Source organism: Trinickia sp. HAY1-2D (assembly GCF_056754935.1).
The window spans coordinates 3147088-3160610 of the sequence record NZ_JBPGWX010000002.1 but is presented as its reverse complement, the minus strand read 5'-3'; the positions used below and the strand labels follow the sequence as shown (position 1 = coordinate 3160610).

At 59.9% G+C, this 13523-nt stretch carries 8 protein-coding genes, 2 tRNA genes and 2 rRNA genes; 6 read left to right on the top strand and 6 right to left on the bottom strand.

The features are described from left to right. Positions 1-4: 4 nt before the first annotated feature. Positions 5-1183 (bottom strand): pyridoxal phosphate-dependent aminotransferase, encoded by a 1179-nt coding sequence (locus ACR9ZC_RS21775; RefSeq protein ID WP_481581878.1) that lies wholly within the window; start codon positions 1181-1183, stop codon positions 5-7. Between the two features lie 90 nt (positions 1184-1273). After that, positions 1274-1765 carry a putative toxin-antitoxin system toxin component, PIN family gene (locus ACR9ZC_RS21770; protein WP_481581877.1) on the bottom strand — a complete coding sequence of 164 codons (492 nt, stop codon included), beginning with the start codon at positions 1763-1765 and terminating at the stop codon, positions 1274-1276. Positions 1766-1822: 57 nt separating this feature from the next. Between ACR9ZC_RS21770 and yaaA the strand changes: the two genes are divergently transcribed. Together yaaA and ACR9ZC_RS21760 are read left to right on the top strand one after the other, a co-directional pair. Further along, complete coding sequence (yaaA, locus tag ACR9ZC_RS21765; protein ID WP_481581876.1) at positions 1823-2605, top strand: peroxide stress protein YaaA; 783 nt, start codon at positions 1823-1825, stop codon at positions 2603-2605. 72 nt (positions 2606-2677) lie between these two features. Continuing rightward, the gene (locus ACR9ZC_RS21760) at positions 2678-3838 is read left to right on the top strand and encodes a M14 family metallopeptidase (RefSeq protein ID WP_481581875.1); all 1161 of its coding nucleotides are present in this window, start codon (positions 2678-2680) and stop codon (positions 3836-3838) included. Between the two features lie 93 nt (positions 3839-3931). On the opposite strand, the gene ACR9ZC_RS21755 is transcribed toward ACR9ZC_RS21760, so the two are convergent. From ACR9ZC_RS21755 to ACR9ZC_RS21740, 4 genes are all read right to left on the bottom strand, one after another. After that, entirely contained in the window at positions 3932-4471 is a 540-nt protein-coding gene (locus ACR9ZC_RS21755; RefSeq protein ID WP_481581874.1) for a BspC domain-containing protein, read from the bottom strand. Positions 4472-4644: 173 nt separating this feature from the next. After that, on the bottom strand, positions 4645-5319 hold the full coding sequence (locus tag ACR9ZC_RS21750; RefSeq protein ID WP_440560048.1) for an energy-coupling factor ABC transporter permease: 675 nt from the start codon (positions 5317-5319) through the stop codon (positions 4645-4647). A gap of 66 nt (positions 5320-5385) precedes the next feature. Beyond that, a complete protein-coding gene (locus tag ACR9ZC_RS21745; RefSeq protein WP_440560033.1) occupies positions 5386-6237 on the bottom strand; it encodes a helix-turn-helix transcriptional regulator in 852 nt (283 codons plus the stop codon). Positions 6238-6423: 186 nt separating this feature from the next. Further along, the gene (locus tag ACR9ZC_RS21740; RefSeq protein ID WP_481581873.1) at positions 6424-7629 is read right to left on the bottom strand and encodes a DUF2863 family protein; all 1206 of its coding nucleotides are present in this window, start codon (positions 7627-7629) and stop codon (positions 6424-6426) included. 537 nt (positions 7630-8166) lie between these two features. Between ACR9ZC_RS21740 and ACR9ZC_RS21735 the strand changes: the two genes are divergently transcribed. From ACR9ZC_RS21735 to ACR9ZC_RS21720, 4 genes are all read left to right on the top strand, one after another. Then, a 16S ribosomal RNA gene (locus ACR9ZC_RS21735) occupies positions 8167-9699 on the top strand. A gap of 63 nt (positions 9700-9762) precedes the next feature. Continuing rightward, positions 9763-9839, top strand: a tRNA-Ile gene (locus ACR9ZC_RS21730). Positions 9840-9945: 106 nt separating this feature from the next. Continuing rightward, positions 9946-10021, top strand: a tRNA-Ala gene (locus ACR9ZC_RS21725). 299 nt (positions 10022-10320) lie between these two features. Next, positions 10321-13401 (top strand): 23S ribosomal RNA (locus tag ACR9ZC_RS21720). The 16S and 23S rRNA genes sit together here with 2 tRNA genes alongside, the layout of an rRNA operon. The last annotated feature ends 122 nt before the right edge of the window (positions 13402-13523 follow it).

Sequence of the window (13523 nt, the reverse complement as noted above, 5' to 3'; positions counted from 1 at the left end):
GGTATCAGAGGCGCGCGAGCCGTTCGAGCGCCGTCGCGAGCGTCTCCTCGCGCTTGGCGAAGCAAAAGCGCACGATGCCCGACTCGTGCGGTTCATGGTAGAACGCCGATACCGGAATGGCCGCAACGCCGATCTCGCGCGTCAGCCACGTCGAAAATTCGGCCTCGGGCAGGTCGCTGATCGCCGAGTAATCGACACATTGAAAGTAGGTGCCTTCGCACGGCAACAGCTTGAAACGGGAGCTTTGCAGACCGTCACGGAAAAAATCGCGCTTGCGCTGATAGAAGGCCGGCAAGTCGAGATACGGCGCGGGGTCTTTCAGATAGTCGGCCAGTCCGACCTGCATCGGTGTGTTGACCGTGAACACGTTGAACTGATGCACCTTCCGGAATTCGGCGGTGAGCGCGGCCGGCGCCGCGACGTAACCGACCTTCCAGCCCGTCACATGAAACGTTTTGCCGAAGCTCGAGACGACGAAGCTGCGCTCGGCAAGCCCCGGATAGCGGGCCACGCTCTCGTGCGGCGCGCCGTCGTAGACCATGTGTTCGTAGACTTCGTCCGACACGATCAACGCGTTCGTGTCGCGCACGATGGCCTCCAGTTTGCGCATATCGTCGGCATGCCAGACCGTGCCTGTCGGATTGTGCGGCGTATTGACGACGATGAGCCGCGTGCGCGGTGTGATGGCCGCCGCGAGCCGGTCGAACGGAATCGCGTACTCGGGTGCCTCGAGCGTCACGAAAACAGGCTTGCCGCCCGCGAGTTCGATCGAGGGGAGATAGCTGTCGTAAGTCGGTTCGAGCACCACCACTTCATCGCCGGGATGCACCGTCGCAAGGATGGCGGTGAGCAGCGCCTGCGTGGCGCCGGCCGTCACCGTGATCTCCGTGTCCGGATCGTAGCTGTGCCCGTGCATGCGCGCGATCTTGCCCGCGATCGCCTCGCGCAACGCGGGCACGCCGGCCATCGGGGGATATTGGTTGTGCCCGGCGCGCATGGCGTGCGCGACGGCGTCGATCACGCGCGGATCGCAATCGAAATCGGGAAACCCCTGGCCGAGATTGACGGCGCCATGTTGAGCGGCGAGCGCGCTCATGACGGTGAAGATCGTCGTGCCGACATCGGGCAGACGCGAGACGAGTGCAAAAGGCGCGGAATTCGTCAGGTCGGGCGTGGCATTCATGGCGCGGTGCGTCTTGGCGATAAGGGTTGCGTGGGAGTTCCGTTTCCGTTGAGCATGGTGCTTGTGCGGCGGCGAATCGCGGAGCCCCTGCTATGCGGGCGCGGGCGCCGCCAAACCGCAGGCGGCCGCGAACGGCGCCGGCTGGGCGATCCGGAAGCCGAAATCGCGGGACGTGCGCTTGTCGAGCTTGAGCAGGGCGCGATCCTTCGACACCAGCCAGTCGGCACGGGCGGCGTGCGCCAACTCGAGGAATTTCTGATCGTCGCGATCCTTGCACTTGGGCAGCGGCGGCGCATTCGGCGCCTCGCCAACGCCCTCGTTCATGACGGTGAGCCGCGCCACTGCGGCGAGTGCCGCGGCCTTGTCGAACGCGCGGCGCGCGAGATGCGGGTAATCGAGCACGTGCGCGAGCTCGGCCAGGCATCGGGCATCGATTACGGCATCGAGCGCGCCGTTCGCGAGCGCGGCGTGGATCGGGCGCGTCGCGACATCGTCGAATACGAGGATATCGATCCAGACGTTCGAATCGAGAACCACGCGCGGCGTGCCGGACACGGCATCTGAATCGGTAGGAGCAGGCATTCGCTACAATCGGGCTTTTCGCATTCACGGCTCGGCACGGCGTGCCGGCAAGGCTCCATGATAATTGTTTTGTCTCCGGCGAAGTCGCTCGACTACGAGACGCCGCCCCACGTTGCACGTCATACGATTCCCGAGTTTGCCGCCGATGCGGCACTGCTCATCGACGACCTGCGCCGCTTGTCTGCCCAGCAGCTCGCCTCGCTGATGAGCATTTCCGATGCGCTCGCGACGCTCAACTTCCAGCGTTATGCGGACTGGTCGCCGCGTTTTTCGAAACGCAACGCAAAGCAGGCGGTCCTCGCGTTCAATGGCGACGTTTATGAAGGGTTCGACGCGCGATCGCTCTCGGCCGCCGATCTGGACTACGCGCAGCAGCATGTGCGCGTGCTTTCGGGACTTTACGGCCTGCTGCGGCCGCTCGATCTGTTGCAGCCATACCGGCTCGAGATGGGCACGCGTTTGCCCAACGCACGCGGCAAGGATTTATACGCCTTCTGGGGTGAACGCATCACCGAGGCGCTCAACGTCCAGCTTCGCAAAAAGACGCATGGCGCGCGCGTACTCGTGAATTGCGCGTCGGAGGAGTACTTCAAGTCGGTGAAAGCGAAACGGCTCGACGCGCCGGTGATCACGCCCGTCTTCGAAGACTGGAAAGGCGGACGCTACAAGGTGATCAGCTTCCACGCGAAACGGGCGCGCGGCATGATGGCCCGCTTCGTGGTCGAAAACCGCCTCGAAGCGCCCGAGGCGCTCAAGGCGTTTTCGGCCGAAGGCTATCGCTTCGATGCGGGTGCTTCGAACGACAACACGTACGTTTTCCGCCGTCGCGCCGGCGACTGAAGCGCGGCGCGCTCATGCGGCCGCACGCGACGGCACTTTCATTCGCTCTTATGGCTTGGGCCAGGGAACATCATGACGCTTTCGATTACGAGCAATTTTGACGGTGGTGCGATCGAGGTCCTGGCCTGTCGCGATGCCGCGGACATCCGCTTGCGCGTGAGGCCCGACAATCGGGCCGACTTCGCGCAATGGTTTTATTTCCGGTTGAGCGGCGCACGCGGCGAACGCTGCGTGATGACGTTCGAAAATGCGGCGCAATGCGCGTTCCCCCACGGGTGGCCCGGCTATCGCGCCGTGGCGAGCTACGATCGCGTCCATTGGTTTCGCGTACCCACCTCGTACGACGGCCGCGTGCTGACGATCGATCACACCCCCGAATTCGACTCGATCTACTACGCGTACTTCGAGCCATACACGCAAGAGCGGCACGCGGAATTGCTCGGTACGATCCAGCAGATGCCGCATGCGACGTTGGCCGAGCTCGGCAAGACGGCCGAGGGACGGCCGATGTCGCTTTTGGTATTGGGCACGCCAGAGCAAGAGAGCGGAGCGCCGCCCAAGAAGCGTGTCTGGATCATCGCGCGTCAGCACCCCGGCGAAACGATGGCGGAGTGGTTCGTCGAGGGGCTCGTCAAGCGGCTCGCGGGATGGGGCGATTGGGCCGGCGACCCGGTTGCGCGCAAGCTTTACGAACATGCCGTGTTCTATATCGTGCCGAACATGAATCCCGACGGCAGCGTGCACGGTAATTTGCGGACCAACGCCGCAGGTGCGAACCTGAACCGCGAATGGATGGAGCCGGATCCCGAGCGCAGCCCCGAAGTGTTCGCCGTGCGCGATGCGCTGCATGCCATCGGGTGCGACATGTTTTTCGATATCCATGGCGATGAGGCGTTGCCTTACGTCTTCGTCGCGGGTTGCGAAATGCTGCCTGGCTTCATGGCCAGTCAAGCGACCGAGCAGGCGGCATTCATCGAAGCGTTCAAGCGCGCGAGCCCCGATTTCCAGGACCAGCACGGTTACGAGGCCGGGAAGTATCAGGAGGATGCGCTCAAGCTTGCGTCGAAGTACGTCGGCAATGCGTTCGGCTGCCTTTCTCTGACGCTCGAGATGCCCTTCAAGGACAACGCGAACCTACCGGACGAGCGCGTGGGCTGGAACGGCGAGCGCAGCGCTGCATTGGGTGCGGCGATGCTCGGCGCTGTGCTGCATCATATCGAGGCGTTCCGGTAGCGTTCCGGTAACGAGCCGGCCGCCCGCATGGCGTCCCGGCTACATGCCGGGCGCCGCGCCATGCGGGCGCCGGACGATTCCACATCGCACGGCTTACTGCGCGGTGGATTTCCTCGTCGATTTCTTGGCACCGTGCTTGGACTTGCCTTTTCTCGTCGAATGTTCGGACCGCGGCTTGGCGGCCGGCACGGGATCGTTCCAGCTGAAGGCCAGCATCTGCGGGCCGACATAGCCGCACCGGAACGACAACGCGTACGGCGCGTGATCCTTGTCCTTGGCGATGCCTTGTCCCGTCACCGTCACGATATTGTCCACCTTCACCCGTTGCTTGCCTTCGTCGAACGAATCGTTCCACGGCTTGATCGCCGCATGGCTGTTGTCGAAAGACTCGGGCGGGAAGACGACGCGATCGATGACGTTGGAGGTGCTGGCGACGAATGCACCATGCGCCGCGCAATCTGCGACGAGCGGGTCCGCATGCATGTCGTTGATGAACTTGGCGACCATCTCGTTGCGCTCGTCGATGAGATCGGCGCGCGCGGGCATTGCAGTGACGACGGTGACGCCGGCGGCCGCTGCCGTCAGCCAACGAATGAGCTGGCGCATGCGGCGCGAGGTGAGAGAGCTATCCATCCAATCGATCGAATTGAGACATCAGGCACGTAAGATGCCGTACTCGCTGACGGAGTTCAATCGGCAAGCGAATATTTCGGCCGATGATCGTGAAATGGTCACATAGGCAGGACGCGTCGCATATCCGCTCGGCAAGTTGCGCGACGGTCTACCGCAACGACCCCCGATGTGGCTCACGTGCGCGGTCCGCCGAGGCGGTAGCGTCTGACATCGTTGGTCGTGACCCATGCGGGGCGGTAGACGGCGATGAGTGCCGTCGCCATCCCCGTGAACCACGCTTCGCCGAGCGCGAGCAAGAGCACGCCGAACGCGTATCCGGCCGGCACCACCAGGAGCGACCCACCGGCAAGCGCGACCTGCACGCCCACGGCCGCGCCCGCGGCGAGGGCAACGGCGACGGCCGGCGAGATGAAGCCCTGTACGCCGATGAAGACGAAAAGGTTGCGCGGCAGCCAGGCCGTGGTTGCGCGCTGCACGAGCGCCGAGATGCCTACGGGTACGGCGCCATAGACGAGAAAGGTCAGGGCGACGCCTTGCCAGGTCGCGTCGAAGACAACGGCGGCGATTCCCGAGACCGCTGCCATGGCCACGAGCGCCAGCGCCCAGTCGAAGAGGGTGACGAAAAGGGTCGCCCCGAGCAGATGCATGACCGTACCGTCGTCCAGCCATGCGTTCGTCGCCCATAGCACCGAGATCGCCACGACGACAGCGAGCCACACGTGCTGCAGCGTCGCATCCTGCAGGCGCTTGAACGGCTTGCATGCCAGGGCGAGCGCGACGAGCGCCACCGCGGCGACCCACGCACCGATGACGACCCACGGCTGAAGCGGCGTATAAAGGAAACCCATATCGTCCATATTACTCGTTGGAATGCCGATCGTGCGAGCGCCGCGCGCGGGCGTAGGGCTTTGCCGTCAGCCGGTACGCGATATCGTCTTGCGAAACGGCACTTCGGGCTCAGCCGCCATCGGCAGTCCGTGCGGGTCCTCGTTGGCGAGCAGAGGATATTTGTATCCTCCGCCCGCACGCAGCGGAATCGGCCCGGCTTGTCCCAGCGTGGGTTTGCGCGCGCCCTCGCATTCCGGCCGCAACACTTGCAACTGCGGCGTGAGCCAGCCGTTGTAGATCGCGACGGCCGCGGCGCGGTTAGGCGCCCCCAGTTGCTGGAAAATGCTGGCCAGATGGATCTTGACGGTGCCTTCGCTGATGCCGAGCGTGCGCGCAATCATTTTGTTCGTGCTGCCCATATGAACGCACCGCATGATTTGCTCCTGACGCGGTGAAAGCATGGGCGTGAATCGGGTGCGCCGCGCCGGCGCGGCGAGTTCGCGCATGCGCGCCATCGGAACAGGGAGGTCGGCGGGCGTCTTGTTGTCGGGCAGAAACGCGGAATGAGGTGCGTAATGTCCGCCGGCCAGTACGAGTTCCAGCAGCCGCACGATCAGCTTCGGGTTCGTCGTGCGCGGGACGACACCGTGCACGCCGCCTTCGTCCATCAAAGGACGTACGCGCGCGGCCGAGGCATCGTCGATGAGTACCGCGACGCGCAGGCCTGGATGCTCGGCAAGCGCGGCGCGTACTTCGAACGCGCGCATGGCATCGTGCCAGTCGACGACGAGCAACTCCACGGGGGCGCGCCTCAGCGCCCGATAGATCTGCGTCCAATCCCTGGCCTCGCAAAAGCGGGCCTGCCGGTTGATTTGCCGCAACAGCGCCTTCAGACCGTCGCGTCGTTCTGCTTCTGTACTGAGAACTGCGAACCGCATACTTGCCTCCTGGGTAGTCCAATCAGGCGGTGCGGGTCGGAACGAGCCGGGAGCGGGCCGGCCGGGCTTCATGCACCGCCGACGCAATAATGACAAATTCCTTACAGCGAGGCGGCTAGCCGGACGGCATAGGACGGGTACGGAGGGTGGCGGACGATGGCCCCCGGCCACCGCCCGTCGTGCGGATCAGTGGAAGTGAGGTTGAGCGGGCTCGGCGTCTTCGGGCATTTCGGCGTGAACGATTTCACCGAGCGGATCCGCGTAAAGCGGCACGCCGCAATCGTCGCAGTATTCGGGTTCGAAGCGTCCGGCGTGCCGACGGATGTCGCTGACGCCGGCTTCCTTGAGCAGCGCGATGATTTCCTCGAGCGGGCCGTCCGTATCCTCGGCTTCCTCGTCGCCGGAAAGCTCGCCGTTTTCGCGCCCATAGAGCGGCCAGACGACGCCGTAGACGACGTTGTTGCTGCCACGCCGCGTGAAGCCGATGCGGTATTCATCGATACGCCTTTCGCCGAAGCCGGCCACGACGGCGCGCAACTCCTGCGGTGCCGCGCCCGTGGTGTCGAACAGATAGCGGATCGCGGTGCGCACCGTGTGCGGACGTACGCGCTCGTCGGCATCGCGGCAGGCCGAGTAGTAGGCGTCGGGCAACAGGCACTCGAATTCGCAGCCGGGCAGCACGAGGGCGAGATTGGCGCCACCTTGGGTGGCCCACTGTTCGAGGCACTGACCGCGCTCGATGCGCACGCCGTTCTCCTCTTCCTGCCAGCGAAAGAGCGGCGCGCCGACCGGGGCCGCGACCACCGCCAGCAAGAAGCGGGGATCGGCGAGAATGGGCGAGGTTTCGGGCAGATCGCCGGAATTGATCTTTGCGGGCGTGCTGTTCAATGCGGCCTGGATGAGTTGCTGGGCGACGCGATAGGTCTCCACATGGTGCCTCGGCAACTGATCGATGCTGTAAAGAAACGGCGCGAGAGCGACGCGTGTCTCGTCGGCAAGGACGTGTGCCTGGAGGTGCGCGCGCAACGCCTCGACCGAATCGGCCTTGAGCGGGCCCGACGGGATGACGTAGCGCGTCCAGGCGAGCACGGGGGCCGCAACGAGCAGCGCTTCGTATGCGACGCCTTCATGTTCGACGACGAACGATTCGCTGTGCGTTTCTGCCATGTCGGCGAGCGCCCCATAGGCGTCGGGGTGATTTTGCTGAAGGTGATCGAGCGCGGCGTCGAGCGTCGTCTGATTGCCGTTGCGGACGATCTTCGCGAGCAGGGCATCGAGCTTGGCCTCCCAGAAGCGATCTTCGACACGGCTACCCGACGCAAAGAGTGCCAGAGACAAGCCGACGAGCTTATCGGCATCGGGAGGGAGGCGTTTGGCGATTCGCGAGCGCATAGGAGTGAGTGAGGTTGGATTCGATGAACCCTCCATTCTAGTCGAGTCCCTTGCGCGCGGCTTTTAATCATGCCCGCGCGTAGCGCTTGCAAGGTGCGCGGAAGGGGCCTAGAATTGCGCCCTTTCGCGCATTCGGCAACGAGGCGCGGAGCTTGGGAAGTCGATGTGCAGCGCGGGTTTGGCCGGTTTTGGGATAGCAGCAAGGTGGCGCCAAAAACCAGTTGACGATGTACGAGAAGGGCTGCATAATCTCGCTTCTCTGCTGCTTAAGCAGCAACGCAAGACGGTGGGCCGGGTGGTGATGACGGCAAGCGGTTGAGCGACGCGATCTTTAACAATTCACAGTCGATAAGTGTGGGCACTTGATGCGGCGAGCGGCACGTGACTCTTCGGAGTGACGTGCATAAGCGAAAGTATCAAGTCTCACACAGTATTGAGGAAGGTTTCGAGCTATCCAGCAATGGATGGAATCGAAAACACGTCAGTACGTTGAGTGAGCGACCGACTCGTAAAGAGTCGAAAACAGTAACAGGTATTGAACTGAAGAGTTTGATCCTGGCTCAGATTGAACGCTGGCGGCATGCCTTACACATGCAAGTCGAACGGCAGCACGGGGGCAACCCTGGTGGCGAGTGGCGAACGGGTGAGTAATACATCGGAACGTGTCCTGGAGTGGGGGATAGCCCGGCGAAAGCCGGATTAATACCGCATACGCTCTAAGGAGGAAAGCGGGGGACTCGCAAGGGCCTCGCGCTCAAGGGGCGGCCGATGGCGGATTAGCTAGTTGGTGGGGTAAAGGCCTACCAAGGCGACGATCCGTAGCTGGTCTGAGAGGACGACCAGCCACACTGGGACTGAGACACGGCCCAGACTCCTACGGGAGGCAGCAGTGGGGAATTTTGGACAATGGGGGCAACCCTGATCCAGCAATGCCGCGTGTGTGAAGAAGGCCTTCGGGTTGTAAAGCACTTTTGTCCGGAAAGAAAACTCTCGTCCTAATACGATGGGGGGATGACGGTACCGGAAGAATAAGCACCGGCTAACTACGTGCCAGCAGCCGCGGTAATACGTAGGGTGCGAGCGTTAATCGGAATTACTGGGCGTAAAGCGTGCGCAGGCGGTTTGCTAAGACCGATGTGAAATCCCCGGGCTTAACCTGGGAACTGCATTGGTGACTGGCAGGCTAGAGTATGGCAGAGGGGGGTAGAATTCCACGTGTAGCAGTGAAATGCGTAGAGATGTGGAGGAATACCGATGGCGAAGGCAGCCCCCTGGGCCAATACTGACGCTCATGCACGAAAGCGTGGGGAGCAAACAGGATTAGATACCCTGGTAGTCCACGCCCTAAACGATGTCAACTAGTTGTTGGGGATTCATTTCCTTAGTAACGTAGCTAACGCGTGAAGTTGACCGCCTGGGGAGTACGGTCGCAAGATTAAAACTCAAAGGAATTGACGGGGACCCGCACAAGCGGTGGATGATGTGGATTAATTCGATGCAACGCGAAAAACCTTACCTACCCTTGACATGGACGGAAGGCCGCTGAGAGGTGGTCGTGCTCGAAAGAGAACCGTCGCACAGGTGCTGCATGGCTGTCGTCAGCTCGTGTCGTGAGATGTTGGGTTAAGTCCCGCAACGAGCGCAACCCTTGTCCTTAGTTGCTACGCAAGAGCACTCTAAGGAGACTGCCGGTGACAAACCGGAGGAAGGTGGGGATGACGTCAAGTCCTCATGGCCCTTATGGGTAGGGCTTCACACGTCATACAATGGTCGGAACAGAGGGTTGCCAACCCGCGAGGGGGAGCTAATCCCAGAAAACCGATCGTAGTCCGGATTGCACTCTGCAACTCGAGTGCATGAAGCTGGAATCGCTAGTAATCGCGGATCAGCATGCCGCGGTGAATACGTTCCCGGGTCTTGTACACACCGCCCGTCACACCATGGGAGTGGGTTTTACCAGAAGTGGCTAGTCTAACCGCAAGGAGGACGGTCACCACGGTAGGATTCATGACTGGGGTGAAGTCGTAACAAGGTAGCCGTATCGGAAGGTGCGGCTGGATCACCTCCTTTCTCGAGCTAGTGCTCAAAGCTTAAGTGCTCACGCTTATCGACTGTGAAGATTGACAGACTCAGGGGTCTGTAGCTCAGTCGGTTAGAGCACCGTCTTGATAAGGCGGGGGTCGTTGGTTCGAATCCAACCGGACCCACCATCCCCGCCATCGTTAGCGCTTTAGCGCTTACGAGCGGGCGATCCCCGAAGGGGGATGGTCTGCGGTGTGGCTGAAGCATGAACCCGAGTCCGATAAGTCTGTGCCTGGGGGCATAGCTCAGCTGGGAGAGCACCTGCTTTGCAAGCAGGGGGTCGTCGGTTCGATCCCGTCTGCCTCCACCATCCCCTACAAGGGGAGTCCCCAATGACAAGCGTTCAACCCATGATGCGGTTGAGTATTTGTCATTGGCGATTGAGCCAGTCAGTGCGATGTAGTTATCGACTGTCGATCTTTAACAATCTGGAAGAAGTAGTAATGGATATTGGAAGCGTCTGTGAGATGGACGTGGAAGATATCAGGGTAGTGATTGTATCAGTATGAAAAGTGATCGAAAGTTCACTTGGAATACGGCAAACGCGAGAACTCAAACCTGTAGCGACGTGTGTCGAGCCCCGTAAGGGATGAGACGCTCTCGTTATAGGGTCAAGCGAACAAGTGCATGTGGTGGATGCCTTGGCGATCACAGGCGATGAAGGACGCGGTAGCCTGCGAAAAGCCCCGGGGAGCTGGCAAACGAGCTTTGATCCGGGGATGTCCGAATGGGGAAACCCACTCCGAATGGAGTATCCGTAGCTGAATACATAGGCTACGAGAGGCGAACGCGGTGAACTGAAACATCTAAGTAACCGCAGGAACAGAAATCAACCGAGATTCCCAGAGTAGTGGCGAGCGAAATGGGAAGAGCCTGTACGAGTTAGCTGTGCTGTTAGCTGAACGCTCTGGAAAGTGCGGCCATAGCGGGTGATAGCCCCGTAAGCGAAAACAGTGTGGTGGGACTAGGCGTACGACAAGTAGGGCGGGACACGTGAAATCCTGTCTGAAGATGGGGGGACCATCCTCCAAGGCTAAATACTCGTGATCGACCGATAGTGAACCAGTACCGTGAGGGAAAGGCGAAAAGAACCCCGGGAGGGGAGTGAAATAGATCCTGAAACCGCATGCATACAAACAGTCGGAGCCCCGCTTTAAGCGCTTTCGGCGCATTCATGAAATGAATGCGTCAAAAGACGCTCAAGCTTGAAATAGCAAGCTGTGCGCTTAAAGTGGATTTAAGCGCGAGAGCGCTTAAAGCGGGGTGACGGCGTACCTTTTGTATAATGGGTCAGCGACTTACGTTCAGTAGCAAGCTTAACCGATTAGGGCAGGCGTAGCGAAAGCGAGTCCGAATAGGGCGTTCAGTTGCTGGGCGTAGACCCGAAACCAGATGATCTATCCATGGCCAGGTTGAAGGTGCGGTAACACGTACTGGAGGACCGAACCCACTAACGTTGAAAAGTTAGGGGATGAGCTGTGGATAGGGGTGAAAGGCTAAACAAATCTGGAAATAGCTGGTTCTCTCCGAAAACTATTTAGGTAGTGCCTCGTGTATCACCTTCGGGGGTAGAGCACTGTCATGGTTGAAGGGTCCATTGCGGATTACTTCGCCATAGCAAACTCCGAATACCGAAGAGTGCAATCACGGGAGACAGACATCGGGTGCTAACGTCCGGTGTCAAGAGGGAAACAACCCAGACCGCCAGCTAAGGTCCCTAAATATGGCTAAGTGGGAAACGAAGTGGGAAGGCTAAAACAGTCAGGAGGTTGGCTTAGAAGCAGCCACCCTTTAAAGAAAGCGTAATAGCTCACTGATCGAGTCGTCCTGCGCGGAAGATGTAACGGGGCTAAGCCATATACCGAAGCTGCGGATGCGTGTACTCCTTCAAGTGCACCAAGCTTGTCGCCACGTCAGTGGCGACAAAGCGCCCAACAATGATCGTTGGGTGTAATGCAAGGTGGATTTGAAGGAGTACACGCATGGTAGGAGAGCGTTCTGTAAGCCTGCGAAGGTGTCTCGGAAGGGATGCTGGAGGTATCAGAAGTGCGAATGCTGACATGAGTAGCGATAAAGGGGGTGAAAGGCCCCCTCGCCGTAAGCCCAAGGTTTCCTACGCAACGTTCATCGGCGTAGGGTGAGTCGGCCCCTAAGGCGAGGCAGAAATGCGTAGCTGATGGGAAGCAGGTCAATATTCCTGCACCATTGTGAGATGCGATGGGGGGACGGATCGCGGAAGGTTGTCCGGGTGTTGGACGTCCCGGTCGCTGCATTGGAGAAGGCGCTTAGGCAAATCCGGGCGCGTAATTCAAGGGTGTGGCGCGAGCGGCTTTAAGCTGCGAAGCAATCGGAAGGGGTCCCAAGAAAAGCCTCTAAGCTTCAGTCTCATGATGACCGTACCGCAAACCGACACAGGTGGGCGAGATGAGTATTCTAAGGCGCTTGAGAGAACTCGGGAGAAGGAACTCGGCAAATTGGTACCGTAACTTCGGGATAAGGTACGCCCTGGTAGCTTGACTGGCTTGCGCCAGAAGGGTGAAGGGGTTGCAATAAACTGGTGGCTGCGACTGTTTAATAAAAACACAGCACTCTGCAAACACGAAAGTGGACGTATAGGGTGTGACGCCTGCCCGGTGCCGGAAGATTAAATGATGGGGTGCAAGCTCTTGATTGAAGTCCCGGTAAACGGCGGCCGTAACTATAACGGTCCTAAGGTAGCGAAATTCCTTGTCGGGTAAGTTCCGACCTGCACGAATGGCGTAACGATGGCCACACTGTCTCCTCCCGAGACTCAGCGAAGTTGAAGTGTTTGTGATGATGCAATCTCCCCGCGGCTAGACGGAAAGACCCCATGAACCTTTACTGTAGCTTTGCATTGGACTTTGAACCGATCTGTGTAGGATAGGTGGGAGGCTATGAAAGCAGGACGCTAGTCTTGCTGGAGCCGTCCTTGAAATACCACCCTGGTTTGTTTGAGGTTCTAACCTTGGGCCCTGAATCGGGCTCGGGGACAGTGCATGGTAGGCAGTTTGACTGGGGCGGTCTCCTCCCAAAGCGTAACGGAGGAGTACGAAGGTACGCTAGGTACGGTCGGAAATCGTGCTGATAGTGCAATGGCATAAGCGTGCTTAACTGCGAGACCGACAAGTCGAGCAGGTGCGAAAGCAGGTCATAGTGATCCGGTGGTTCTGTATGGAAGGGCCATCGCTCAACGGATAAAAGGTACTCTGGGGATAACAGGCTGATACCGCCCAAGAGTTCATATCGACGGCGGTGTTTGGCACCTCGATGTCGGCTCATCTCATCCTGGGGCTGTAGCCGGTCCCAAGGGTATGGCTGTTCGCCATTTAAAGAGGTACGTGAGCTGGGTTTAAAACGTCGTGAGACAGTTTGGTCCCTATCTGCCGTGGGCGTTGGATATTTGAAGGGGGCTGCTCCTAGTACGAGAGGACCGGAGTGGACGAACCTCTGGTGTACCGGTTGTCACGCCAGTGGCATCGCCGGGTAGCTATGTTCGGAAGAGATAACCGCTGAAAGCATCTAAGCGGGAAACTCGCCTTAAGATGAGATATCCCCGGGGACTTGATCCCCTTGAAGGGTCGTTCGAGACCAGGACGTTGATAGGTCGGGTGTGTACACGCAGTAATGCGTTCAGCTAACCGATACTAATTGCCCGTACGGCTTGATCCTATAACCGGAGCGTTTTATATGCCCAGGTTGTGATCCGCGCCTTGCCCTAGTGAACTCCTCACTAGCGATACGTCACTACCCCCATTACACCCCCACTTCTTCCCAGATTGGCTGTGCAGCCC